The organism is Superficieibacter sp. BNK-5 (genome assembly GCF_047456055.1).
Lineage (GTDB): Bacteria > Pseudomonadota > Gammaproteobacteria > Enterobacterales > Enterobacteriaceae > Superficieibacter.
This window is the reverse complement of sequence record NZ_CP179893.1, coordinates 3,232,755-3,255,901: the sequence shown is the minus strand read 5'-3', so window position 1 is coordinate 3,255,901 and position 23,147 is coordinate 3,232,755. Positions and strand designations below refer to the sequence as shown.

General features: G+C 55.9%; 24 protein-coding genes and 1 tRNA gene. 12 read left to right on the top strand and 13 right to left on the bottom strand.

Annotated elements, in window-relative coordinates; genetic code table 11:
- Positions 1 to 9: 9 nt before the first annotated feature.
- From hpxX to hpxZ, 3 genes are read left to right on the top strand one after another with little or no spacing between them, the layout of a single operon-like run.
- Complete coding sequence (hpxX, locus tag ACMGGS_RS15550; RefSeq protein WP_414163368.1) at positions 10 to 198, top strand: oxalurate catabolism protein HpxX; 189 nt, start codon at positions 10 to 12, stop codon at positions 196 to 198.
- A complete protein-coding gene (locus ACMGGS_RS15545) occupies positions 195 to 1,592 on the top strand; it encodes an AtzE family amidohydrolase (RefSeq protein WP_414163367.1) in 1,398 nt (465 codons plus the stop codon). The genes hpxX and ACMGGS_RS15545 overlap by 4 nt, the downstream gene beginning before the upstream one ends.
- Positions 1,589 to 1,975: an oxalurate catabolism protein HpxZ gene (hpxZ, locus tag ACMGGS_RS15540; RefSeq protein ID WP_414163366.1), complete on the top strand. Its 387-nt coding sequence runs from the start codon at positions 1,589 to 1,591 to the stop codon at positions 1,973 to 1,975. Before ACMGGS_RS15545 ends, hpxZ begins: the two co-directional genes overlap by 4 nt.
- 35 nt (positions 1,976 to 2,010) lie before the next feature.
- Here hpxZ and puuE read toward each other — a convergent pair whose 3' ends face one another.
- From puuE to ACMGGS_RS15525, 3 genes are read right to left on the bottom strand one after another with little or no spacing between them, the layout of a single operon-like run.
- Positions 2,011 to 2,943, bottom strand: coding sequence for an allantoinase PuuE (gene puuE / locus ACMGGS_RS15535; protein ID WP_414163365.1), 933 nt, complete (start codon positions 2,941 to 2,943; stop codon positions 2,011 to 2,013).
- Positions 2,944 to 2,960: 17 nt separating this feature from the next.
- Positions 2,961 to 3,704 carry an allantoin racemase gene (gene hpxA / locus ACMGGS_RS15530; protein ID WP_414163364.1) on the bottom strand — a complete coding sequence of 248 codons (744 nt, stop codon included), beginning with the start codon at positions 3,702 to 3,704 and terminating at the stop codon, positions 2,961 to 2,963.
- Positions 3,704 to 4,420: a GntR family transcriptional regulator gene (locus ACMGGS_RS15525; RefSeq protein ID WP_414163363.1), complete on the bottom strand. Its 717-nt coding sequence runs from the start codon at positions 4,418 to 4,420 to the stop codon at positions 3,704 to 3,706. Before ACMGGS_RS15525 ends, hpxA begins: the two co-directional genes overlap by 1 nt.
- 145 nt (positions 4,421 to 4,565) lie before the next feature.
- On the opposite strand from ACMGGS_RS15525, the gene ACMGGS_RS15520 reads away from it, so the two are divergent.
- Positions 4,566 to 6,062 (top strand): NCS1 family nucleobase:cation symporter-1, encoded by a 1,497-nt coding sequence (locus ACMGGS_RS15520; RefSeq protein WP_414163362.1) that lies wholly within the window; start codon positions 4,566 to 4,568, stop codon positions 6,060 to 6,062.
- A 102-nt stretch (positions 6,063 to 6,164) separates the two neighbouring features.
- The gene (gene guaD / locus ACMGGS_RS15515) at positions 6,165 to 7,490 is read left to right on the top strand and encodes a guanine deaminase (protein ID WP_414163361.1); all 1,326 of its coding nucleotides are present in this window, start codon (positions 6,165 to 6,167) and stop codon (positions 7,488 to 7,490) included.
- Here the strand turns inward: guaD and uraH are convergent.
- From uraH to ACMGGS_RS15500, 3 genes are read right to left on the bottom strand one after another with little or no spacing between them, the layout of a single operon-like run.
- Complete coding sequence (gene uraH, locus ACMGGS_RS15510; RefSeq protein ID WP_414163360.1) at positions 7,470 to 7,793, bottom strand: hydroxyisourate hydrolase; 324 nt, start codon at positions 7,791 to 7,793, stop codon at positions 7,470 to 7,472. The two genes, guaD and uraH, sit on opposite strands and share 21 nt — an antisense overlap.
- Positions 7,790 to 8,290 carry a 2-oxo-4-hydroxy-4-carboxy-5-ureidoimidazoline decarboxylase gene (uraD, locus tag ACMGGS_RS15505; protein ID WP_414166290.1) on the bottom strand — a complete coding sequence of 167 codons (501 nt, stop codon included), beginning with the start codon at positions 8,288 to 8,290 and terminating at the stop codon, positions 7,790 to 7,792. The genes uraH and uraD overlap by 4 nt, the downstream gene beginning before the upstream one ends.
- Complete coding sequence (locus ACMGGS_RS15500) at positions 8,268 to 9,650, bottom strand: solute carrier family 23 protein (RefSeq protein WP_176920697.1); 1,383 nt, start codon at positions 9,648 to 9,650, stop codon at positions 8,268 to 8,270. The genes uraD and ACMGGS_RS15500 overlap by 23 nt, the downstream gene beginning before the upstream one ends.
- A 283-nt stretch (positions 9,651 to 9,933) precedes the next feature.
- Here ACMGGS_RS15500 and hpxO point away from each other — a divergent pair, with 283 nt between their 5' ends.
- Positions 9,934 to 11,088 (top strand): FAD-dependent urate hydroxylase HpxO, encoded by a 1,155-nt coding sequence (hpxO, locus tag ACMGGS_RS15495; protein WP_414163359.1) that lies wholly within the window; start codon positions 9,934 to 9,936, stop codon positions 11,086 to 11,088.
- Here hpxO and hpxR read toward each other — a convergent pair.
- Positions 11,080 to 12,003 carry a LysR family hpxDE operon transcriptional regulator HpxR gene (gene hpxR, locus ACMGGS_RS15490; protein WP_414163358.1) on the bottom strand — a complete coding sequence of 308 codons (924 nt, stop codon included), beginning with the start codon at positions 12,001 to 12,003 and terminating at the stop codon, positions 11,080 to 11,082. The two genes, hpxO and hpxR, sit on opposite strands and share 9 nt — an antisense overlap.
- A 127-nt stretch (positions 12,004 to 12,130) precedes the next feature.
- On the opposite strand from hpxR, the gene hpxD reads away from it, so the two are divergent.
- Both hpxD and ACMGGS_RS15480 read left to right on the top strand, forming a co-directional pair.
- The gene (gene hpxD / locus ACMGGS_RS15485; RefSeq protein WP_414163357.1) at positions 12,131 to 13,168 is read left to right on the top strand and encodes a molybdenum cofactor-independent xanthine hydroxylase subunit HpxD; all 1,038 of its coding nucleotides are present in this window, start codon (positions 12,131 to 12,133) and stop codon (positions 13,166 to 13,168) included.
- Positions 13,169 to 13,180: 12 nt separating this feature from the next.
- Complete coding sequence (locus tag ACMGGS_RS15480; protein ID WP_414163356.1) at positions 13,181 to 14,149, top strand: PDR/VanB family oxidoreductase; 969 nt, start codon at positions 13,181 to 13,183, stop codon at positions 14,147 to 14,149.
- A 123-nt stretch (positions 14,150 to 14,272) separates the two neighbouring features.
- Here the strand turns inward: ACMGGS_RS15480 and idnR are convergent, their stop codons facing one another.
- From idnR to ACMGGS_RS15455, 5 genes are all read right to left on the bottom strand, one after another.
- The gene (gene idnR, locus ACMGGS_RS15475; protein ID WP_414163355.1) at positions 14,273 to 15,265 is read right to left on the bottom strand and encodes a DNA-binding transcriptional regulator IdnR; all 993 of its coding nucleotides are present in this window, start codon (positions 15,263 to 15,265) and stop codon (positions 14,273 to 14,275) included.
- 82 nt (positions 15,266 to 15,347) lie between these two features.
- Complete coding sequence (locus tag ACMGGS_RS15470; protein WP_414163354.1) at positions 15,348 to 16,634, bottom strand: MFS transporter; 1,287 nt, start codon at positions 16,632 to 16,634, stop codon at positions 15,348 to 15,350.
- A 147-nt stretch (positions 16,635 to 16,781) separates the two neighbouring features.
- A complete protein-coding gene (gene idnO, locus ACMGGS_RS15465; RefSeq protein ID WP_414163353.1) occupies positions 16,782 to 17,546 on the bottom strand; it encodes a gluconate 5-dehydrogenase in 765 nt (254 codons plus the stop codon).
- A 327-nt stretch (positions 17,547 to 17,873) separates the two neighbouring features.
- Positions 17,874 to 17,961, bottom strand: a tRNA-Ser gene (locus ACMGGS_RS15460).
- 143 nt (positions 17,962 to 18,104) lie between these two features.
- A complete protein-coding gene (locus tag ACMGGS_RS15455; RefSeq protein WP_414163352.1) occupies positions 18,105 to 19,733 on the bottom strand; it encodes an ABC transporter substrate-binding protein in 1,629 nt (542 codons plus the stop codon).
- Positions 19,734 to 20,004: 271 nt separating this feature from the next.
- On the opposite strand from ACMGGS_RS15455, the gene yccA reads away from it, so the two are divergent.
- Together yccA and tusE are read left to right on the top strand one after the other, a co-directional pair.
- Entirely contained in the window at positions 20,005 to 20,664 is a 660-nt protein-coding gene (gene yccA / locus ACMGGS_RS15450) for an FtsH protease modulator YccA (protein WP_103675364.1), read from the top strand.
- Positions 20,665 to 20,755: 91 nt separating this feature from the next.
- Entirely contained in the window at positions 20,756 to 21,085 is a 330-nt protein-coding gene (gene tusE, locus ACMGGS_RS15445; protein WP_414166289.1) for a sulfurtransferase TusE, read from the top strand.
- Here the strand turns inward: tusE and yccX are convergent.
- The gene (yccX, locus tag ACMGGS_RS15440) at positions 21,082 to 21,375 is read right to left on the bottom strand and encodes an acylphosphatase (protein WP_194205641.1); all 294 of its coding nucleotides are present in this window, start codon (positions 21,373 to 21,375) and stop codon (positions 21,082 to 21,084) included. The two genes, tusE and yccX, sit on opposite strands and share 4 nt — an antisense overlap.
- A gap of 151 nt (positions 21,376 to 21,526) precedes the next feature.
- On the opposite strand from yccX, the gene rlmI reads away from it, so the two are divergent.
- Complete coding sequence (rlmI, locus tag ACMGGS_RS15435; RefSeq protein ID WP_414163351.1) at positions 21,527 to 22,717, top strand: 23S rRNA (cytosine(1962)-C(5))-methyltransferase RlmI; 1,191 nt, start codon at positions 21,527 to 21,529, stop codon at positions 22,715 to 22,717.
- A gap of 61 nt (positions 22,718 to 22,778) precedes the next feature.
- The gene (gene hspQ / locus ACMGGS_RS15430) at positions 22,779 to 23,096 is read left to right on the top strand and encodes a heat shock protein HspQ (protein ID WP_414163350.1); all 318 of its coding nucleotides are present in this window, start codon (positions 22,779 to 22,781) and stop codon (positions 23,094 to 23,096) included.
- The last annotated feature ends 51 nt before the right edge of the window (positions 23,097 to 23,147 follow it).

The following is a 23,147-nucleotide window of genomic DNA, read 5'->3' as shown; positions in this document are numbered from 1 at the left end:
GAGAAAAACATGAATAACTTACCCTGTGAATGGGACGCGTACCTGACGCAGATGACGCAGATCCTGAATGTGGAACTGGATGATGCGCGCCGCGCGGAGCTACGGTTGCAGTTCAGCCGGATTGCCGCCATGGCCGAACCGCTGATGGCTTTTCCTCTTGATGACCGTCTGGAGATTGCAGGAGTCTATAAAGCATGAAGCTGCATGAAATGCGTATTAGCGATATCCGTCAGGCGCTGATAACGGGCGATCTCAGCGCCCGCGAGATTGCCCATCAGACACTGGCGTCCATCGCGCGCGTTAATCCGCAGATCAACGCGTGGACCGCCGTCACCGAATCACGCCTGCTGGCGGAGGCGGACGCTATTGATACTCTGCGCCGGGCCAGGCAGCCGCTACCGCCGCTGGCCGGCATTCCTTACGCCGTGAAAAACCTGTTTGACGTTGCCGGACATACGACGCTTGCGGGCGCAGAACTGTTTAGCGATCGCCCGGCGGCAGCCGTCGATAGCTGGGCGGTGCGCCAGTTGCACAGCGCAGGCGGGATGCTGACGGGCATGGTGAACATGGACGCCTATGCCTACGGCTTTACCACTGAAAACAGCCATTACGGCGCGACGCGTAATCCGCACGATTTAACGCGCATTGCGGGCGGATCGTCGGGTGGTTCCGCCGCCGCCGTCGCTGCCGGGCTGGTGCACTTTGCGCTCGGTACCGACACCAACGGCTCCATACGCGTTCCGGCCTCGCTGTGCGGGATCTTCGGTCTAAAGCCGACCTTTGGTCGCCTCTCCCGCGCCGGAAGCCATCCGTTTGTGCCAAGCCTCGATCATATCGGCCCCTTCGCCCGCCGGGTTGAGGATCTTGCGGCAGTGTATGACGCACTGCAAGGGCGCGATCCCCGCGACGCCTTTCAGGCCGACGTGCCTCACGCCCCCGTCTCTACCATGCTGGCAAACGGGCTGGAAGGGTTGCGCTGCGCGGTGCTGGGCGGCTATTTCAGCGCCTGGTGCGATAACGATGCCAGGGAAGCCGTCACCCGCGCCGCTCGCGCGCTGAACGCCACCGATGAGCTGGTATTTTCGCAGGCGGAACTTTCCCGTTCGGCGGCATTTATTATCAGCGCCTCCGAGGGCGGCAATCAGTACCTTCCCGCGCTGCGCCGGGAACCGCATCGCGTCGAGCCGCACTCCCGCGAGCGCCTGCTGGCGGGAGCAATGATCCCGTCTGCCTGGTATATTCAGGCGCAGCGTTTTCGCCGCCATGCGCGGGAGGCGTTTAAGACGCTGTTCGCCAACGCGGATGTGCTGATCGCGCCCGCCACACCGTGTTGCGCCACGCGGATTGGCGAGCAAACGATGGAGATTAACGGCCAGAGGCTTCCGGTGCGCGCCAGCATGGGGATGCTGACGCAGCCAATCTCGTTCCTGGGCCTGCCGGTCGCCTCGGTGCCGCTGCGCACGTCAGGCGGATTACCGATTGGCCTGCAACTGATTGCCGCGCCGTTTAATGAACAAGCCTGCCTGCGCGCCGCCCGCGTGCTGGAAGCAAGCGGCATTACCGATGCCCGTCCTGCACAGGAGAGAGTATGATGATTCGGGATGACATTAATCGTCCACAGGTTGTCGCTGAGGTCACGGCGGCGTTTTATCGCTATGAAGACGCGCTGGTGAATAACCACATCAAGGTGCTCGACGAACTCTTCTGGCATGACGCCCGCACGGTGCGCCTGGGTGCCGGGGAAAATCTCTACGGCATTGACGACATACGCGAATTTCGCGCGGCGCGCCCCGCCGCCGGGTTGCAACGCACGTTACGCCATACGCGGATCACCACCTTTGGCGAAGACTATGCGGTATGCAGCACCGAATTTACCCGTGAAGGCAGCGATGCTATTGGCCGCCAGCAGCAAACCTGGGTGCGCTTTCCTGACGGCTGGCGTATCGTGGCAGCGCAGGTCAGCCTGATGCGTTGATCCGATCGGCCCGGCGCAGCGTCCGGGCACGATCTTCATTTTTGAAAGGGGTGAACCTGACGCCAGTGATCGGCAATCTGCTGGCGGGTGCAAACCCAGACGCGATCGTGCTGCTGAATATAATCAAGGAAACGCTGGAGCGCGCGAAAACGGCCAGGGCGTCCTAGCAGGCGGCAGTGCATCCCGATGGACATCATTTTGGGCGCGTTTTCGCCCTCCTCATAAAGCACATCAAAACTGTCCTTCAGATAAGTATAAAACTGCTCGGCAGTGTTGAAGCCCTGCGCGGTGGCGAAGCGCATATCGTTGGCGTCGAGGGTATAAGGGACGATCAAATGGGGCTTGCGTGAGCCGTTGCCACACTCAACTTCGGTCCAGAACGGCAGATCGTCGCCATAGTAGTCGCTATCGTAATCAAACCCGCCGTGCTCGACCACCAGTTGCCGGGTATTCGGGCTGTCGCGCCCGGTATACCAGCCGGTAGGCGCTTTGCCGAAGAGATCGGTTAATACCTGCACCGCTTTTTGCAGATGCTCGCGCTCCGTCTCAATATCGTGATTTTGATAATGGATCCAGCGCCAGCCGTGGCTTACCACGTCATAGTTCGCGCTTTTAATCGCCCCGACGATGTCAGGATGTCGCGCCAGCGCCATCGCCACGCCAAATACGGTCAGCGGCAGGCCGCGCGTGCTGAACGCATCATGGATGCGCCAGAACCCGGCGCGGCTACCGTATTCATATAGCGAATCCATTGACATGTGCCGGTCGGGATAGCTGGCGGCACCGATGATATCGGAGAGAAATTGCTCAGAGCCAGCGTCGCCATGCAGGATGTGATTTTCCGATCCCTCTTCATAGTTCAGCACAAACTGTACGGCAATCCGCGCCTGGCCGGGCCATTGTGCATGCGGCGGTTTTCCGGCATAGCCTCGCAGGTCGCGCGGATAGTGCGGTTCGAAATCGATCATTGCCCTCTCCCTTCTCATTAAAATGAATTGAACATCTGAAACTTACCGCTGACGGCTTTGGCTTCCGGAAAGGCTAAATCGCCGTGTTTGCTGGTGGACAATCCCAGCGCCACCAGCGATTCGACCATCTTCACCGCCGCGCTGACGCCGTCAATCACCGGAACCTGCAGTTCGCGGGTCAGCGCCTGCGCCAGATCGGCCATGCCGCCGCAGCCCAGCACTATCGCGCCGCAGCCGTCCTCCCGGAGCGCCTGAAGGCAGCGCGCGCGCACTTTCTCCTGCGCCAGACCGCTGCCATCCTCCAGCGCGAGCACCGGCAAATCGATGGCGTGCAGTCCGGCGCAGCGATCGTGGAAGCCATACTGGTGCAAAAGATGGCGGGCGATAATCAGCGTGCGCGGCAATGTGGTCACCACGGAAAAGCGGGTTGCCACCAGCGTGGCCATATGCATGGCGGCTTCGGCAATACCGATGACCGGCCCCTGCGCCAGCTCGCGCGCCGCCAGCAGTCCCGGATCGCCGAAGCAGGCGATGACATGGCCGTCCACTCCCTGCTGACGCCCGGCATGTATTTGTTCCAGCACGCCAATGGTCGCTATCGCCTCGTCAAAATGGCCTTCAATGGACGGCACGCCGTCGTCAGGACAGACTGCGAGGATTTCGGTACCCGGCGCGGCTGCCGACCGCGCGGCCGCGCCGATGGTTTCGGTCATGGCGAGACTGGTATTGGGGTTAATCACTTGTATACGAAGGGCTGACATTATGACTCCTTGCGATCGCCGAACAGGCGGGCAAAATCCGGCAGACAAACGCCAGCGCGCTCAAAGCGCAGGCTGGCGACAATATGTTCAAAATGGTGTGTCAGTGCCGCGCTTAACGGTTGTAGCGCTTTTTGACGAAGCAACTCCACCAGATGTTCATGATCGTGGCAGCGGCACCCCTGTCGCCACGGCGCGCCCCACGCGGCGATGACCAGCGATGAACGCTGGCTCAGGCTGGTCACCATCTCTGTCAGGACCTGATTTCCGGAGATGGCCTGGAGTTGAATATGAAACTCGGCGGAAGCGCGTATGGCGGCGGGGCCGTCATAGATTTCATGTGCCTGCTGCTCCTGGCCGATAATGGCACTCAGCGCCGCCAGATGCGGCGGCTGGCAGTGAGCCAGTACGTCGGGAAGGTTGGCGACTTCCAGTAAGGTGCGGGTGCGGAAGATCTCCCTGGCCTCTTCAACGGAAGGGCTGGCGACGTGTGCACCACGTTTGGGCGTCAGGGTGACCATTTGCACAGTGGCGAGTCGTTGCAGCACTTTGCGGATCCCTGTGCGGCTCACGCCGAACACGTCGGCCAGCGCCTCTTCCGGCAATTTACTGCCCGGTAGCAGTTGATGTTCAACAATGGCTGTCATCAGCGACTGGTAAATGGATTCATCCTTGTCCTGCAACGCTGGCGCAGCCTGCAGGCTTTTTTCATCGTTCATTAACCACTCCACCTTTTACTTTTTGATATCGAATCGTATACATAAAAATAAAATATTGCATACAAAAATGATTATTATGGCCCGGATCCTGCAACGTCCTCAGCACTCCCCTTCTCACGGGTTTACATTGACAGGAGCAGGTTTCATGCCAAACAGACAAAATGCGCATCAGATAAAAACCACGGGTTCCGGTGCAGGCTACAGCCCACGGCTTTGCAATGACGATCTGGCCCCCACGCGCCATCAGAACTGGAGCTGGTACAACATTTTCTCTTTCTGGATGTCGGACGTGCACAGCATGGGCGGCTACGTGGTGGCGGCCAGCTTTTTTACGCTCGGTCTGGCAAGCTGGCAGGTCTTACTCTGCCTGCTGGTGGGAATTTGTATTGTGCAGCTGTGTGCGAACCTGGTGGCAAAGCCCAGCCAGATGGCCGGCGTGCCTTACGCGGTTATCTGCCGTCAGGCGTTCGGCGTCTTCGGTGCCAATATCCCGGCGGTGATCCGCGGACTGATCGCCTTTGCATGGTACGGCATTCAAACCTATCTTGCGGCGAATGCGCTGATGCTGGTGATCCTGAAATTCTGGCCTTCGCTGACGCCGCTGACCCAGAGCGCGTTCCTCGGCCTGTCGCATCTCGGCTGGCTGTGTTTTGCCACCATGTGGCTGTTGCAGGCGATGGTGTTCTGGCATGGGATGAGCGCCATCAAACGCTTTATTGATATTGCCGGACCGGCGGTTTATGTCGTTATGCTGGCGCTGGCAGGATGGATTGTATACAAGACAGGTTTTGACGGTATCTCCTTTACCCTTGCCAGCAAATCGCTAAGCGCAGGCGAACAGACCTGGCAGATGATCACCGCTACCGCGCTGGTGGTGTCGTACTTCTCCGGGCCGCTACTGAACTTCGGCGACTTTTCACGCTACGGCAAGAGTATGGGAGAAATTCGTCGCGGCAACCGCTGGGGTTTACCGTTTAACTTCCTGCTGTTCTCGGTGGTGACCGTGGTCATTGTTTCCGGTACCCAGTCGCTGTTTGGCCGGATGATCACTGACCCTATCGAAACCGTCAGCCGCGTGGGTAACGATCTGGCAGTGGCGATTGGCCTGCTGACGATGATTACCGCCACCATCGGCATCAATATCGTGGCGAACTTTGTATCCCCGGCGTTTGATTTTTCAAACTGCTCGCCGCAGAAAATCAGTTTCCGCACCGGGGGCATGATCGCCGCCGTTGGCTCGATTCTGCTGACGCCGTGGAATCTGTTCAACTCGCCGGAACTTATCCACTACACCCTCGACGTGCTGGGCGCGTTTATCGGCCCGCTGTTCGGCATTCTGGTTGCCGATTTTTATCTGATTAAACGCGGGAAAGTGTTCGTTGACGATCTGTTTGACGATACGCCGAACGGCAAGTACTGGTATCGCAACGGCTTTAACCCGAAAGCCATCGCCGCACTGGTGCCGTCCGTTGCGGTAGGTCTGATTATCAGCTTTATCCCATCACTGCATGAAGTCGCCAATTTTAGCTGGTTTATCGGTGTGCTGCTGGGAGCGGGAACCTATCGCTGGCTGGCGCGTGAAGACCGTACTGTCGCCGCATCGGCAGGTTTTAACGCCAGCGTCGCCGCGCAAAAAGAGTAACCCTTCCCCTTTTGCCGCGGCGTACCGTCGCGGCTATCTCAATGCTGGCATCCATTTTGCTTTTAAATTTTACCCGGCATGACACCCACTAAGGCAGAAACCATGATTGACTATCATGCCGCGATTCGCGGTACGTTTTTTGATATCGCCCACCCCGCTGACACTGCCGATGATATCGCCCATTACGCGCGGCATGTCGATGACGGGCTGTTGTTCATTCGGGACGGCCATATTCAGGCGCTGATGCCCTGGCAGGAGGGCGAGCAGTATTTGCACCCGCAAACGGGCTATACCGATCTGCGCGGTAAACTGCTGCTTCCCGGTTTTGTCGATGCGCACGTTCACTATCCGCAAACGGAGATGATTGGTGCCTTTGGCGAACAGCTTCTGGAATGGCTGACGACCTATACCTTTCCGGTGGAGAGCCAGTTTGCCGACGAAGCCTACGCGGCAGAGATAGCCCGCTTCTTCGTGGAGCAGATTTTAAGCCACGGCACCACCACCGCGCTGGTGTTTTGTACGCTGCATCCTGAATCGGTCAATGCCCTGTTTAGCGAAGCGCTGCGACTGAATATGCGCCTTATCGCCGGAAAAGTAATGATGGACCGACACGCGCCTGACTACCTGAGCGAGACGGCCGAAGAGAGCTACCGGCAGACGCGGGAACTCATTCAGCGCTGGCAGCATCAGGGACGGCTTGGCTACGCCATCACCCCGCGCTTTGCGCCCACCTCCACCCCCGTGTTACTGGAGGCGGTGCGTCAACTCAGGGAGGAATTTCCGCAAACCTGGCTACAAACGCACCTGAGCGAAAATCCGAATGAAGTGGCGTGGGTGAAAGATCTCTGGCCGGAACACGAGCGTTATCTGGATGTTTATCATCATTATCAGTTAACCGGCGAGCGCAGCGTCTTTGCCCACGGCATTCATCTCGACGATCGGGAGTGGCAGTGCCTGCACGACACCGGGTCCGCCGTCGCCTTCTGTCCGACGTCGAATCTCTTCCTCGGCAGCGGGCTGTTTCGCTTACCGGCAAGCTGGCAGCACAAGGTGCGGATAGGGATGGGCAGCGACGTGGGCGCGGGCACCACCTTCAGTATGCTGCGCACGCTGGGCGAGGCCTATAAAGTATGTCAGTTGCAAAGCTACCGGCTACGCGCCAGCGAAGCGTTCTATCACGCCACGCTGGGCGGCGCTCGCGCGCTGCGTCTTGACGATCGGATTGGCAATTTTGCGCCGGGCAAAGAGGCCGATTTTGTGGTCATTGATCCGGCGGTCACGCCGTTGCAGCGCCTGCGAATCGGGCGCTGTAAGGATATTTATGAACGGCTTTTTGTCCTCATGACCCTGGGTGATGAACGAAATATCCATGAAACCTGGGTTAACGGCCAGCGCGTATGGCAGGCGTCAGCTTCCGCGATAGGTTGACCAGCCGCCGGGCGCGATTAAAAACGGCAGATGAAAATGTTCGTCTGCCGCATCACCGATTGCAAAGTCGATTTGCGCCCGGCAAAAGAGGGTTTCGCGCCCGTGGTTAGCAAACCACTCGCCAATGTCCGCCACCAGCCGGTAGCTGCCCGGCGGCAGATCCGCGCCGAGTTCGCTGATGCGCCCGTTGGCATTAGTCGTGCCAGCGGCAACGATCCGATCGTCGCGTTCCAGGCGAACCGTTACCCCTCCGGCGGGTTTGCCGGTGGAAATATCCAGAATATGGGTGCTAAGACTGCTCATTGGCCAATCACTCCTTCCAGTCGTAATAATGTAATCTCGCGAAGCTGTTCAAGGGTAACCCGAAGCTCTTCATCATCGCTATGGGCCAGACGCTGCGCCAGGGCCTCAAGGATCTCCTCGCCGCTGCGTCCTTTGGCGCGGATCAAAAACACCCGGCCAAAGCGCGCCTCGTAGCGGGCATTGCCCTCTTTCAGCGCCTGCGTTAGCCGGATATCGCGGTCATCCACCGCGGACTGTTCCTGACGCGAGAATGCCGCGTGCGTCTGCGGACCTGCGGGTTTTTCACCAATCCGCGGATGCGCACCGAGGGCCGTCTCCAGCTCAGCCGCCCCCCAGCCCAGCGTCTGTTGATAAGCCTCTTTTCGCAGCCCGGCCAGGCTGGCATAGGGCCGCGCTGCCACCAGCGCCGCCGACCAGGACGGGATCGCCACGCAGGGCTGCAACATGGCGAGCGCTTCACTCGCCGATAACTGGTTAAAGTGATTCAGCGCGATCATCATTGCTCCTTGCCGCCGCTGTCGCCGCGCTTTTTTCTTCAGGAATGACCAGGTTCAGAACAATAGCCACGACGCCGCCGCAGGTGGCCGCCGAGCCAAACAGGTTGCCGATAATCGGCGGGAAATGGGTGAGAAATGCCGGAACGGCTTCCACGCCCATCCCGAAGCCAAACGCCAGGCCGACAATCAGCATATCGCGGCGGGTTAACGGTTTCTGCGTAATGATACGAATGCCCGCAGCGACAACACAGCCGAACATCACCATTGTCGCCCCACCCAGCACCGGGGTTGGGATCTGACGTAGCACCTCGCCAAACGGCGGGAACAGCCCCAGCAGGATCAGGATCGCGCCGATATAGCGGCCGACAAACCGGCTGGCGACGCCGGTCATCTGGATCACGCCGTTATTTTGCGCAAAGGTGGTATTAGGAAAGGCGCACAGCATGGCGGCAACCAGGCAGCTAATCCCGTCGGCCAGAATACCGCCCTTCAACCGCGAGCGAAACGCGCTATCGTCGATGGACTGCCGGGAGATCAGGCAATTCGCCGTAAGATCGCCTACCGCCTCCAGAATGCAGACCAGCGAGACCAGGGCGATGGGCAAAAAGATGGCGCTGTTAAACTGGAAACCAAACGGAAACAGCGCGGGCAGGCGGAACCAGACGTCGCCTGCGCCGCTGAAATGAAACCTGCCGGTAAACGCGGCGGCAAGGCAGCCGACAGCAATCCCCACCACGACGGAAGAGAGGCGCAGCCAGCGGTTATGGGCGCAGCTCAGCAGGACAATCACGCCCAGCGTACCCGCGCCCAGCGCGATATTGCTCATGCTGGCGAAATCCTTCGCCTGCTCGCCGCCGCACCAGTTGATCACGCTTACTTTAATCAGGCTGATGCCGATCAGCGCAATCACGCTACCGGTAATGATTGGGGTAAAGATTTTCTTCAGCGGCTCAATGAAGCGGCTGACAATAATGGGCACCAGCGCCGCCACCGCGTTCACGCCAAACAGCATCGCCATAATGTCCTGCGGCGTGCCGCCCTGCCCCTTCACCCACATGCCGCCGGCGATAGCCACCCCGAGGAAGGCGAAGCTGGTGCCCTGCATACAGATCATCCCGGCCCCGATGCCCCACACGCGGTTAGCCTGTAAAAAAGTCCCTATACCCGACGCCAGCAGCGACATGCTAATCAGGTACGGCATCCACTCTCCCAGCCCCAGCGCGGCACCAATGATTAGCGGCGGGGTAATAATTCCCACCAGCCCGGCCAGCACATGCTGCAGTGCGCTAAAGAACGCTGGCAACGGCGGGATCTTCTGCTCCAGGCCGTACAATAACGTGTCGTTCTTTTCTTCTGACATGGTGATTCCATCCCGTTATGAACAAGTGTGCCTTGTGTTATGCACAAAGCAGGCCAGAGTCCGCTGTGATCCTTGATTATGCATCACCGCCTTTGAAACATTAGATTCCTGTTAGCAAATAAAGAAACTTTTGATTCATAAAAAGGCAATCCACAGGTTCTGTCGCACCAGTACAGTGCACATTAGCGCTATTGTGTGCATTTCAGCCCCGCTATCAGGGCAGCGATCATTCTGGTACGCAAATTGCTCCTGACTCTTACCGGGTTTATTTAAGGAGAACGGAATGAAAGCATTGGTCATCGGCGCGGGTATTGGCGGTCTGAGCGCGGCCGTCGCGCTAAAAAACGCGGGCATCGCCTGCGAGGTCTTTGAAGCGGTCAAAGAGATTAAGCCGGTCGGCGCCGCTATCTCCATTTGGCCCAACGGCGTGAAATGTATGAATCATCTCGGTATGGGCGAGATTATGGAAACCTACGGCGGTCCAATGCGCTTTATGGCCTATCAGGATTATCAGCGGGGTGACACCCTGACTCGCTTTAGCCTCGCGCCGTTGGTTGAACGCACCGGCGGTCGCCCCTGCCCCGTCTCCCGCGCGGAATTGCAGCGTGAGATGCTGGAATTCTGGGGGGGCGAAAAGGTGCAGTTCGGCAAACGTGTTACCCGGGCGCAGGAAGACGCCGATGGCGTGACCGTGTGGTTTACCGACGGTACAACGGCACAGGGCGATTTCCTGATTGCCGCCGACGGCAGCCACTCGGCATTGCGTCCCTTTGTGCTGGGTTACACGCCGGAGCGTCGCTACGCGGGATATGTAAACTGGAATGGGCTGGTGGAGATCGATGAAAGCATTGCACCTGCCGATCAGTGGACGACCTTCGTCGGCGAAGGCAAGCGGGTCTCCCTGATGCCCGTTTCCGACGGGCGCTTTTACTTTTTCTTCGACGTTCCTCTTCCGGCGGGCCTTGCCGAAGACCGTGACACGCTGCGCGCGGATCTTACCCGCTACTTCAGCGGCTGGGCGCCGCAGGTGCAAAAACTGATCGCCGCGCTAAATCCTCAAACCACCAATCGGATTGAGATCCACGATATTGAGCCTTTTGACCGGCTGGTACGCGGTAAAGTGGCGCTGCTGGGCGATGCCGGGCACAGCACCACCCCGGACATTGGTCAGGGCGGCTGCGCGGCGATGGAAGATGCCGTGGTGCTGGGCGATATTTTCCGCGGCACCCAAGATATCACCGCCGCCCTGCGCCAGTATGAAGCGCTGCGCTGCGATCGGGTACGCGACCTAGTGCTTAAGGCGCGTAAGCGCTGCGACATAACGCATGGCAAGGATATGACGCTGACGCAGGCCTGGTATCAGGAACTGAAAGAAGAGACCGGCGAGCGGATCATCAATGGCCTGTGCGATACCATTCAGGGCGGGCCGTTAGGATGACGCTCCCCCGACGATTTGCATCTCCTCAATGACGGTCGTCAGTTTCTGAATCGCCATTTGCGCCGGGCGGGAGAGCTGGCGCGATGGCGCGGTACACAATGCCAGCGTCAAAGGCCGCAGCAGTTTGTTACGCAGCGGCACAAAGACCAGTTGACCGCCTTTTACCTCATCCAGAACATCCAGCAGGCTGAGCACCGTCACGCCGCTCCCCCTGAGCACCAGCGATTTAATCAGCCTGATATCGTTACAACGGATGCTATTCGCCGGGTAAAAGTCGTAATGCCGGTAGAGCATTTCCACGCGATCGTGGACGATCAGCGGCGCGCCGGGAACAATATGCCGTTCCTGACTTAGCGCGCCCAGAGAGAGCGCGGTAGAGCGGGCCAGCGGATGTTCCGGGCGCATGACCACGCCCATCTCCAGCTCGGCAAACGCCAGGACGCTAAGCCCCGCCTGCCCTTCGGGGTCAAGGATCAGGCCGAAATCAAGATCGGCCTGACGCACCTTCTGGCTGACCGTATAGCTGTCGGCCACCTGTAGCGCCAGTTCAAGCCAGTCCCAGTCGGCAATGATGTCAGCCAGCGCCCCGGCAAAACTGCCTTCCGCCAGCGCCTGCACCATTCCGACGCTGACCGTTCCGCGTTTTAATCCCTGTAGCTCATCAAATTTTTGCCGGGTGAGCTGAAACTCTTTTTGCCAGCGCAGCAGATTGTCATACAGCAACTCTCCCGCCGTGGTCATACGTAGCCCTTCCGGCAGCCGTTCGAACAGCGGCGTACCGAACGTCTCCTCGGCCTGCAGGATCTGGCGATTAATCGCCGAGGGAGAAATATGCAATTTTTCCGCAGCCCGGCGCAGGCTGCCGCTGCGGGCCACCGCGGAAAAATAGAGGGCGAAACGGGAAAAGGGACTCATATGCCACCTGTACGCTTTTTTGCAACGGCTTAGTGAATTAATGGCGATGGATGTGAACACCTTAATATGGCAACAATAAAGTCACAACAATTAAACAAATACTTTTCCGTGAGCAGGAATGACACCCATGAAAACACAACATCCCACGCCGCCCGCCCATTGCACCTTCGAGCCGGAAGACTGGTTGCGCCTGGCAAAATGCTGGCATCCGGTGGCCCGCGCCTGCGATATTGGCGCGGCGCCGGTGAAGGCTACGCTGCTGGACGAACAGTTGGTGATCTACCGGATAAAAAATCAGGTCGTGGTCGCCCGCGATGTCTGCCCGCATCGCGGCGTACCGCTGACCCTTGGATTTCACGATGACGAAGGAATTATCTGCCCGTATCACGGACTGCGTTTTGGCGAGGATGGCCGCTGCAACCGCATTCCCTCCAGCCCGGATCAGCCGGTTCCGGCGAAGCTCAACCTGACCAGCTATGCAGCTGAGGAGCGTTACGGTCTCATCTGGGCCTGTCTGGCCTTCGATCCGCAGAACCCGGTGCCGCTGCCCACCATGCCGCACTGGCACGACGACGGTTTTCAGCAGATCAACTGCCCGGCCTTTGAGGTAAATGGTTTTGCCGGTCGCCAGGTGGAAGGGTTTCTGGATGTCGCTCATTTTGCCTGGATCCACACCGACACCTTCGCCGACCCGGATAATCAGGTTGTACCGGCGTATCATCCGCAGGAAACGGCGACGGGTTTTATTGCGGATTACTGGAGTTCGGTAGGTAATTACCCCGCCAGTTCAGACTTTCGTGCGCCGGAAGGATTTCAGTGGCTACGCCATTTTGAAATGCATCTGCCCTTCACCGCCACGCTGACTATCCATTTTCCCGGCGAGGCCCGCCTGGTGATTATGAATGCCGCCTCGCCGGTATCGTCGCGCATTACCCGCATGTTTGCGCCCATCGCGCGTAATTTCGATCTCCATGTACCGGTTGAGGACGTCCATGCGTTCAATTTACGCGTGTTTGAAGAAGATCGCCTGATGGTGGAGACGCAGCGCCCGGAAAAACTGCCGCTGGATCTCACGCTGGAGGCACATATTCCTGCCGACAGGAGTTCGATCGCCTACCGCCGCGGATTGAAAAAGATGGGTTTTGGCGAATTTTTCCTCGTTTGACGGAGAAGAGAGATGAATGATGTGCTGAAGGTAATTGTTGATGGACTCTGGCGGCAGGGCGATAAAAGCCTTGCCGTCAGGCTGGTGGCGGAAAACGGCGAACCGCTGCCCGCCTGGCAGCCGGGCGCGCATATTGACGTCCACCTGCCCTGCGGCATTATTCGTCAATATTCGCTAACCGGCACCAGCGCCTCCCGGGAGAGTTATCTTATCTGTGTGGCGAAAGAAAGCGCATCACGCGGCGGATCGCAGTATGTCCATGAAACCCTGCGCCCTGGTCAGACGTTGCTGATCTCCCCGCCGCGTAACCTGTTTCCACTGCATGATGCTGACCACGTCCTGCTGCTGGCGGCTGGCGTCGGCCTTACCCCGCTGTATGCCATGGCGCTTCACCTGGAGGCTGTCGGCACGTCGTTTACGCTGCACTATTATGTCAAAAGCCGCGCCAGCGCCGCTTTCCTGCGTGAACTCTCCCGGCCGCTAAAAAATGGCGTTTGCCTGATCCACTGTTCTGATGAGGGCGAAAGCGCGCGCCATGGTCTTAATAATGTGATTTCCGCCCCCGGCGGCCAGGAGCGGTTGTACGCCTGCGGGCCTGCGGGGTTTATGACCGCCGCCACAGAGATCGCGACAGCCAAAGGATGGCCGCAAGCCTGGCTCCACAGCGAAGCGTTCCAGCCTGTGCTTTCGCCGGCGATTGAAGACAATACGCAGACCTTTACCGTCACCCTGGCCTCCAGCGGAGAAAAATGGCCGGTGCCCGGCGATAAAACGATCGCCCAGGTGTTAATCGAAAATGGCGTAGACGTACCGTTGTCCTGTGAAATGGGGATCTGCGGTGCCTGCCTTACCCCGGTTATTGATGGCGTCGTTGACCATCGGGATACGGTGCAATCGGAAGCAGAAAAAAGCGCCGCCAGGCAGTACATCGCATTATGCTGTTCACGTAGTCGTTCAGAGAATTTGTTGATCGATTTATAAAAAAGTACGCCTCTGTAAAACAGGCAGTTATGGCGGGGGCTTAATAAAAAGCGAGCTGGCCGTTAATGGCGATTGAATGATTCTATTTTCGAACTGCCATGGTTTGTTGTCATGAACCGCGGATTAAAGCGTATCGCCATAATAAATTTGATAACCAAGGTTAACGCTTTGCGGCGTATCTTTGCCGCTAAGCCGCTGCATTAATAACTCTGCTGCGACTTTGCCAATGTCGTAGCGCGGCGTAACCACGCTGGCGATCTTCTCAAGCCTGGCGCGGCCGATTTCCAGGCCATGAAAGCCTGCTATGGCGATATCGCCGGGGACGTGGCGTTGCTGCGACAGGCATTCAAGCAGAACGCCAACGGCCAGATCGTCATTGGTACAGAAGATGGCATCGGTCTCCGGCCTTTCACGCATAACCTGCTGAAACATCTGACGGCCAAGCGTAATGGAGGAAATACTTTTGGGCGCGAAATGGACAGGATGCAGACCATGCGCCGCCAGCGCCGTTTCGGTGCCGCGAAAACGGCTAATATCACGGGGATCGTCCATAGATCCAAAATAGGCGATGGCGCGTTTTCCGCTTTCGATAAACGCCTGCGTCATTTCAAACGCGGCTTTTTCGTTATCAAAACCTATTTGTATATCAATGGGGTTTTCGGTGAGATCCATCAGTTCGGCGACGGGAATACCGCTGGCGCGGACGTACTGCACCATCCGTGCGGTATGCTGCCTGCCAGTCAGAATAAGCCCGTCAATATTGTAAGAGAGCAGAGTAAGCACTTCTCGCTCCTCACGCTCTGGATCGTATTCATAATTGGCAATCAGCGTCTGGTATTGACGCACAGACGTCACAGACTCAATTCCCGCTAATACATCGGCGAAAATTAAATTACGAAAAGAGGGAATAAGTACGCCGAAGGTTTTGCTGCGGGCATTAAGTAAAATTTCCGGGGCGCGGTTCGGAATGTAATTATTCTCCTCCATAATTTTCGAAATAATTGCCCGGCTGCGTTGCGATACCTGATTCGGGTCGCGCAAATAACGGCTCACTGTCATCTTGTTCAGTCCAGCCAGATCCGCAATATCCTGCAATGTCATCCGATTGTTTTTCATATGATTCTCTGCGATATACGTCAAACTGTTATCGCAGAGAACCTTAACATAGTCCATGCGGGCGCGCATCACCGATATCCGTTCAGCCAGCGACGTTGCCCGTTGTCAGCGGGGTGGCAGAGGTTTTATTGCCGGCGCGCACGTTGTACATCAGCACAACCGAAGCCAGCAGAGAAATGGCCATAAAAGAGTAAGAGACGCCCGGCCCTCCCGTTAATCCGTTAAGGTAGCCCACAAGCCATGCGCCCAGAAACGCGCCCAGCGCGCCGAAGCTATTGATAAGACCTATCGAAACGCCGGAAACATTACGCGGCAGCAGTTCCGGAATTAAGGCGAAGAAAGGTCCATAAGGCGCATACATGCAGGCTGCGGCAATGACCAGTAAGGCATATGAGAGCCAGAAGGCGTGGTTGCCGAGCATCCAGGAGCCAAAGAACGCCACGGCAGCGATTAACAACAGCGGCCAGACAAAAAGCTTACGGTTCTGGAATTTATCCGATAGCCAGGAGACGGTGAGCATCAGACAAATCGCCGCCAGATAAGGCGCAGCGGCCAGCCAGCCGACGGAAACGATATCCATTTGCGCGGCGTTTTTAAGAATGGACGGCATCCACATCATGAAGCCGTATACGCCAATGCTCCACAAGGCATGTACCGCGCACAGCATAATGACATTGCGCGAACGTAAGGCCTCGCCATAATTACGCACGGGTTTGATATCACTCTGCTCGCTATCCATCGCCTGTTGCAGGGTCTGTTTTTCCTGCGCGCTCAGCCATGTCGCTTCCGAAGGTTTGTCACGTACCAGTACCCACCAGCAGACCGCCCAGATGACCGCTGGTAAGCCCTCAATCATAAACATTTCGCGCCAGCCCCACGCCTGGATAAGATAGCCGGAGACAATAGACATCCACAATACTGTTACCGGATTTCCCAGAATAAGAAAGGTATTGGCCCGCGAGCGTTCGCTTTTGGTAAACCAGTTACTGATATAAATCAGCATGGCAGGCATGACTGCCGCTTCCACGATACCCAGCGTAAAACGAAGGACCATCAGGGTCGGAATATTACTGACAAAACCGGTGGCGGCGGCACAAAATCCCCATAATATCAGGCTACAGAAAATCATTTTTCTTACGCTGCGCTTTACGGCGTAAATAGCGCCCGGCACCTGAAAGAAAAAATACCCTAAAAAGAACAGTGCGCCAATTAACGAGGCGGTGCCTTTGGTAATACCAAGATCGTGCTCAATACCTGCGGCTGCCGCAAAACCATAGTTTGCGCGATCGAGATACGCCAGGCTGTAAGTAATAAAAATAACAGGCATCAAATACCACCAGCGACGAACTGGTAATTTTTGTATGTTCATAAGTAATCCTCAGATGATTAATAAATATTTATTTCGCTGTCACTACAGGAGCGCAAAAAAGGTAAAGCGCTCCCGACTCAGGCGATAATAATTCCTGAGAATTTCAGCGGTAAAAATTAATTTGCAATCAAAACAGGTTATTTATTTTTATACTGCCGCCAGCATTCCTCCATCGACAAAAAGAACGTGTCCATTGACAAAATCGGAAGCTGGTGCAGACAGATAAACCGCAGCGCCAATAAGTTCCTCCGGTCTTCCCCAGCGGGCAGCAGGCGTTCTTTGATACAGCCAGGCAGAGAAATTTTCATCATTGACCAGTGCAGAGGTCATTTCCGTCGCAAAATAGCCAGGCGCGATCCCATTCACCTGTATGTTATATTCTGCCAGTTCCACACACATTCCACGCGTCAGCATTTTTACTGCGCCCTTTGAGGCGGCGTAAGGCGTTATGGTTTTTCTGCCCAGTTCACTTTGCATGGAACATATATTAATGATTTTACCCTGACGCCGCGCCATCATATATTTAGCAACCTGCTTTGATACCAGAAAAACAGATTTTTGGTTAACGTCGATAACCCTGTCCCACTCTGCTTCGGGAAATTCAGTAAAGGGATAGCGACGCTGGATCCCGGCATTGTTGATAAGAATGTCGATAGCGCCAACGGATTGCTCGATGTGCGCAATGGCCTGCTCAACTTCTCCACCGTGGGTGACATCAAAGCCATATCCCACCGCCTTATAGCCCATATCTACCAGCATGCGCGCCGCCTCATCTGCCCGCGCTTGCGTAATATCGTTAATCACAATTTCAGCGCCGTGCGCGGCTAATCCCTTCGCCAGCAAATTACCGATACCCTGCGCAGAACCAGTGATCAACGCACGTTTTCCGGCGAGTCCAAACAAATTTTCCATACCGCCTCCTTTTGAAGTTATCGGTAACTGTATACGCGTAACAGTTAAAACAAAAGAAGAAAAACTGTGCTAATTTTCTTTTTGTGATCGAGTGTACATTTACCACTTCTGGCCGTGATTGCCGGTAGGCAGGGCGGGTTTTCCTGCCCGGATGATGGGGCATGGCGTAATCCGCAACTGGATCATGATCTGGATGAAGAGATGCCAGGTCGGGTTATAAAATTTATTTTGTCAGAAGAGAGTTGATGCTGGCGGGCGAATATGGCCGGGATACGGTAAGAACCCAAAAAACAAAGGGGTTACCTTTCGGTAACCCCTTGTTAAATTTGGCGGAAGCGTAGAGATTCGAACTCTAGAACCCTTTCGGGTCGCCGGTTTTCAAGACCGGTGCCTTCAACCGCTCGGCCACGCTTCCGGGTTGAGGCGCAATATAAACATCTCCATGCGCCGTGTAAAGCACTAATCCGATCGTTTGCCTGAAAAAGCGTCAAAATGTGATTAATCGGCTGAAATAACAGCATATTGAGCAGTTAATCAACACAAACGGTACGTGTGCGCTTAATGTTTTTTAATGTAGAGGTCTTTGGTGTAGTAATACCCCAGGCTGTCAGGCGTAAATCCGCCGACCCACGGCTTCACAAGATGCGTGCGTACATAGTGATAAACCGGGATCGCAGGGACATCCTGCCCGAGAATCTCCTCCGCCTGCTGATAATATTGACCGCGAGCTTTCACATCTGCTGCCCGGGCGGCGTTTGTCAGCGCCTCATCGTAAGCGGTATTACTGTACTTGCTGGTATTTTCGCTGTCGTTGGTGCGGAAATTATTAAGGAAGGTCGCCGCATCGTCATAGTCAGCGATCCAGGCGTAGCGCACCACGTCAAAGCTGCCGGTGTGCATCGCGTCCAGCATCGTTTTCCACTCCTGATTCTGGAGTTTGACCTCCACGCCGAGATTTTTCTTCCACATGGAGCTGGCAGCGATGGCGATGCGCTGATGGGTCTCCATGGTGTTATAAAGCAAGCTAAAGGAGAGCGGGTGATCCGGACCAAAGCCCGCGTCGGCCAGCAATTTTTTCGCCTCGGCAAGACGTTTTTCGCGCGGCCAACTGGCATAGTCAGGCCCCTTCAGATTAACACCGCCAATTTCCGGCTGGCTAATGACCCATGCCGCACGCTGCCCCTGCCCCATGACTTTCTTAGCAATAATGTCCTTATCCAGCGCCATATTGAGCGCCCGGCGCACGCGCGGATCGTTAAACGGCGCTTTGGTGGTGTTGAACTGATAGTAGTAAGTGGCAAGTTGCGGCGAGACGTTAACCTGCTCGCCCAGCGTTTTTTTCAACTGGGCAAACTGATTGACCGGCACGGTATTGGTAATATCAATTTCCCCCGCGCGATAACGGTTAACGTCGGCGGTCTCGGAAGAGAGCGGAAGATAGGTCACTTTATTAATGACCGTGTTTTTGTCGTCCCAGTAGCGCGGGTTGCGTTGCGCCACGATGCGCTCGTTGACCACCCACTCCGAAAGCTTATACGCCCCGCTGCTGACGAAGTGTTCGGGTCTCGACCATTTATCGCCAAAACGCGTAATCAGCACTTTATCGACCGGCACCAACGACGGGTGGGCGAGCATCGCGAGGAATGCAGCGGTAGGCTGGGTCAGCGTGACTTCGAGCGTGGTATCGTTAATAGCTTTCACGCCCAGGGTATCCGGCGCTTTTTTACCCTGCGCAATGTCAGCCGCATTGACGATATGCATGTTGCCCGGATAACTGGCGTAGGGAGAAGTGGTTTTAGGATCTACCAGCCGCTGCCAGCTAAAGACAAAATCCTGCGCGGTAATAGCCGTGCCGTCGGACCAGGTTATGCCAGGGCGCAAATGAAACGTCCAGACGGTATTATCTTTATTTTCCCAGCTCGCCGCGAGATGGGGGGCAATGGTGCCGTCGGGATTAACCCCGACCAGACCGTCGAACATATCGCTGATAAGATTAAACTCAACGTCACTTTCTACTTTATGCGGATCCAGCGATGCTGGCTCGCTACCGTTATTTCTCACCACTTCCTGCTGCGCAGCAAGCTCTGTTCCGGGAGGGACGGTTGCCGCCAGCACGGAGGTCGTTGTCAACAGTAAACTCGCTGCCAGCAAGGTGTAATTGTATGTTTTATAGGTAACTCGATTCATTTCCTTTGCCTCATCAATGGGATACTTCTCGTCACGCTCTCTCCACTCTTAACGACAGTCAGGAGGCAAAGCAAACCTTTTTAGCGACCTATAAGATATTGATCTCGTCTTTTCCTGAGATCGCTTATTCATCCTGCCCGGAACCTGATTCGTATTATTTTATTCTGTGCAGAAAACCGTAAAATGAGTAAAGATGGGTAAAACCGATATGCCGTTAGGCTTTGATTTTCTATTATTCTTGCTAATTACATCTGTCATAAGAGAGTGACTCATGGATCGTTTTATTACCGTTTCCCGCGATAGTTCATCGCTGCTTAGCACGCATAAAGTGCTACGTAATACCTATTTCCTGCTGAGCCTGACGCTGGCATTTTCAGCGATAACCGCCACGGCGAGCACGCTGCTGGCGCTGCCATCGCCGGGTCTGATCCTGACGCTGGTCGGCATGTACGGGTTAATGTTCCTGACCTACAAACTGGCTAATCAGCCTTCAGGTATTCTGGCGGCTTTCGCGTTTACCGGCTTCCTTGGCTATATTCTTGGGCCAATCCTTAACGCCTATCTCTCCGCAGGGATGGGGGATGTGATCGGGATGGCGCTGGGCGGTACGGCGCTGGTGTTCTTCTGCTGTTCCGCTTATGTACTGACCACGCGCAAAGATATGTCTTTCCTCGGCGGCATGCTGATGGCAGGCATCGTGGTAGTGCTGGTGGGAATGGTAGCCAATATCTTCCTGCAGCTTCCGGCGCTGCACCTGGCGATTAGCGCCGTGTTTATCCTGATCTCTTCCGGCGCGATCCTGTTCGAGACCAGCAACATTATTCGCGGCGGTGAAACCAACTATATTCGTGCGACCGTCAGCCTGTATGTTTCACTGTACAACATCTTCATCAGCCTGCTGAGCATCCTGGGCTTCGCCAGCCGGGATTAACACGTAAAGTGCTGTCACCAGGCCCCGCTTATGCGGGGCTTTGTTTTTTGCTACACTGCCACCAGTTTACCGAATGACATTGTGAAATATGATGCTTAACTTTGCAGGCCATGACATTGAAACTGATAGCGAAGGCTATCTGAAGGATACCCATCAGTGGAGCGAAGCACTCGCCGAAGTGATTGCTGAACAGGAAGGCATTGCGCTCTCGCCGGAACACTGGGAAGTGGTGCGTTTTGTACGCGCCTTTTATCTTGAATTTAACACTTCACCGGCAATTCGAATGCTGGTCAAAGCAATGGCGAATACCTTTGGCGAAGAGAAAGGCAACAGCCGCTATCTCTATCGCCTGTTTCCGAAAGGTCCCGCGAAGCAGGCGACAAAAATTGCCGGCCTGCCTAAACCGGTGAAATGCATTTAATAGCGAATGCTGAATTTGGTCCATGACGGATCGCCCTGAGAAGGTTCAGTCAGAACCTTCTCCACCCTGGCGCTGCGCGGACCACCCGCTTTCAGCCATGCCAGTAATTGCTCTACCCGCTCACCGTCACCGCAAGCCACGACTTCCACGCTACCGTCATCCAGGTTACGTGCATAGCCAGTAAGCCCCAGCTTTTGCGCCTCATGCTGAGTGGTATAGCGAAACCCAACGCCCTGCACCATGCCGTGAACCCAACATTTTACGCAGCGGGTCGATTTTTCATCAGACATAATAACCTCACTGTTCAAAAACCTCAGGCTAAGTTTAACAGCTCATGCTGAATTGCAGGATACTGAAGGTGGGTTTCGCTTAACGCGTTGCAATTTCCGGGCGAAGTCGGGAAAATGCGCCAAATTTCCTTATTTGACAGAAAAGTAAACTATGAGTGTACGTTTAGTGTTAGCGAAAGGGCGCGAGAAATCGCTGTTGCGCCGCCATCCGTGGATTTTCTCCGGCGCCGTTGCCCGGATGGAAGGCAAGGCCAGCCAGGGTGAGACCATTGATATTGTCGATCATCAGGGCAAATGGCTGGCACGTGGAGCGTATTCTCCCGATTCACAGATCCGCGCCCGCGTCTGGACATTCGATCCGCAGGAGTCGGTGGATATCGACTTTTTCGTTCGCCGCCTTCAGCGTGCGCAGACCTGGCGTGACTGGCTGGCGAAGCGCGACGGGCTGGACGCCTGGCGTTTAATCGCCGGAGAATCTGACGGCCTGCCGGGCGTAACCATCGACCGCTTCGGCAACTTCCTGGTGCTGCAACTGCTGAGCGCCGGGGCAGAATATCAGCGTGCGGCGCTGATCTCGGCGCTCCAGTCGCTGTGGCCGGAATGCGCGATTTACGATCGCAGCGATGTAGCGGTGCGTAAGAAAGAAGGTCTGGAGCTGACGCAGGGGCCGGTCACTGGCGAGCAGCCGCCCGCCCTGCTGCCGATTCAGGAACACGGCATGAAGCTGCTGGTGGATATTAAAGCAGGCCATAAAACCGGCTACTATCTCGATCAGCGCGACAGCCGTCTGGCAACCCGTCGCTACGTCGAAAATGCGCGTGTGCTGAACTGCTTCTCCTACACCGGCGGCTTTGCAGTTTCCGCGTTGATGGGCGGTTGCCGTCAGGTCATCAGCGTCGATACCTCGCAGGAAGCGCTGGACGTGGCGAAGCAGAACGTTGAGCTAAACCAGCTCGATCTCAGCAAAACTGAATTTGTGCGCGATGACGTCTTCAAATTGCTGCGTAAATATCGCGATAGCGGCGAGAAATTTGACGTGATCGTAATGGATCCGCCTAAGTTTGTTGAAAATAAAAGCCAGTTGCAGGGTGCCTGCCGTGGCTACAAAGATATCAATATGCTGGCAATCCAGTTGCTGAATCCGGGCGGCGTACTGCTGACATTTTCCTGTTCCGGTCTGATGACTACCGATTTATTCCAGAAAATTGTCGCTGATGCCGCAATAGATGCCGGACGTGATATACAATTTATAGAGCAGTTCCGTCAGGCTGCCGATCACCCGGTGATTGCTACTTATCCGGAAGGACTCTATCTGAAAGGGTTTGCCTGCCGCGTCATGTAACTTGAAAAAGGGAAATTTAGCCCCACATAACCTGTAGAGCAATTTTCCCCTGGAGGTGACAATGATTGCCAGCAAATATGGCATTGGTCAGCAGGTTCGCCACAACCTGCTGGGCTATCTGGGCGTTATTGTGGATGTGGATGCTGAGTATTCCCTTGAAGAGCCAGCACCGGAAGAACTTGAGGTGAATGACGAGCTTCGCGCCGCGCCCTGGTATCATGTGGTGATGGAAGATGACAGCGGACAGCCCGTGCATACCTATCTTGCCGAAGCACAGCTTAGCGGTGAGATGCTGGAAGAGCATCCGGAACAGCCTTCAATGGACGAATTGTCCCGTACCATCCGCCGCCAGCTTCAGTCGCCCAGACTTTGCCACTAAACTCCGAATACGAAAAAGCCCGCCTGGTCGATACCCCGGCGGGCTTTTTAT

Excerpts from the sequence above, each read along its gene's own strand:
- hpxX (WP_414163368.1), top strand. The coding sequence starts at position 10 with ATGAATAACTTACCCTGTGAATGGGACGCGTACCTGACGCAGATGACG.
- ACMGGS_RS15545 (WP_414163367.1), top strand. The coding sequence starts at position 195 with ATGAAGCTGCATGAAATGCGTATTAGCGATATCCGTCAGGCGCTGATA.
- hpxZ (WP_414163366.1), top strand. The coding sequence starts at position 1,589 with ATGATGATTCGGGATGACATTAATCGTCCACAGGTTGTCGCTGAGGTC.
- puuE (WP_414163365.1), bottom strand. The coding sequence starts at position 2,943 with ATGATCGATTTCGAACCGCACTATCCGCGCGACCTGCGAGGCTATGCC.
- hpxA (WP_414163364.1), bottom strand. The coding sequence starts at position 3,704 with ATGTCAGCCCTTCGTATACAAGTGATTAACCCCAATACCAGTCTCGCC.
- ACMGGS_RS15525 (WP_414163363.1), bottom strand. The coding sequence starts at position 4,420 with ATGAACGATGAAAAAAGCCTGCAGGCTGCGCCAGCGTTGCAGGACAAG.
- ACMGGS_RS15520 (WP_414163362.1), top strand. The coding sequence starts at position 4,566 with ATGCCAAACAGACAAAATGCGCATCAGATAAAAACCACGGGTTCCGGT.
- guaD (WP_414163361.1), top strand. The coding sequence starts at position 6,165 with ATGATTGACTATCATGCCGCGATTCGCGGTACGTTTTTTGATATCGCC.
- uraH (WP_414163360.1), bottom strand. The coding sequence starts at position 7,793 with ATGAGCAGTCTTAGCACCCATATTCTGGATATTTCCACCGGCAAACCC.
- uraD (WP_414166290.1), bottom strand. The coding sequence starts at position 8,290 with ATGATCGCGCTGAATCACTTTAACCAGTTATCGGCGAGTGAAGCGCTC.
- ACMGGS_RS15500 (WP_176920697.1), bottom strand. The coding sequence starts at position 9,650 with ATGTCAGAAGAAAAGAACGACACGTTATTGTACGGCCTGGAGCAGAAG.
- hpxO (WP_414163359.1), top strand. The coding sequence starts at position 9,934 with ATGAAAGCATTGGTCATCGGCGCGGGTATTGGCGGTCTGAGCGCGGCC.
- hpxR (WP_414163358.1), bottom strand. The coding sequence starts at position 12,003 with ATGAGTCCCTTTTCCCGTTTCGCCCTCTATTTTTCCGCGGTGGCCCGC.
- hpxD (WP_414163357.1), top strand. The coding sequence starts at position 12,131 with ATGAAAACACAACATCCCACGCCGCCCGCCCATTGCACCTTCGAGCCG.
- ACMGGS_RS15480 (WP_414163356.1), top strand. The coding sequence starts at position 13,181 with ATGAATGATGTGCTGAAGGTAATTGTTGATGGACTCTGGCGGCAGGGC.
- idnR (WP_414163355.1), bottom strand. The coding sequence starts at position 15,265 with ATGAAAAACAATCGGATGACATTGCAGGATATTGCGGATCTGGCTGGA.
- ACMGGS_RS15470 (WP_414163354.1), bottom strand. The coding sequence starts at position 16,634 with ATGAACATACAAAAATTACCAGTTCGTCGCTGGTGGTATTTGATGCCT.
- idnO (WP_414163353.1), bottom strand. The coding sequence starts at position 17,546 with ATGGAAAATTTGTTTGGACTCGCCGGAAAACGTGCGTTGATCACTGGT.
- ACMGGS_RS15455 (WP_414163352.1), bottom strand. The coding sequence starts at position 19,733 with ATGAATCGAGTTACCTATAAAACATACAATTACACCTTGCTGGCAGCG.
- yccA (WP_103675364.1), top strand. The coding sequence starts at position 20,005 with ATGGATCGTTTTATTACCGTTTCCCGCGATAGTTCATCGCTGCTTAGC.
- tusE (WP_414166289.1), top strand. The coding sequence starts at position 20,756 with ATGCTTAACTTTGCAGGCCATGACATTGAAACTGATAGCGAAGGCTAT.
- yccX (WP_194205641.1), bottom strand. The coding sequence starts at position 21,375 with ATGTCTGATGAAAAATCGACCCGCTGCGTAAAATGTTGGGTTCACGGC.
- rlmI (WP_414163351.1), top strand. The coding sequence starts at position 21,527 with ATGAGTGTACGTTTAGTGTTAGCGAAAGGGCGCGAGAAATCGCTGTTG.
- hspQ (WP_414163350.1), top strand. The coding sequence starts at position 22,779 with ATGATTGCCAGCAAATATGGCATTGGTCAGCAGGTTCGCCACAACCTG.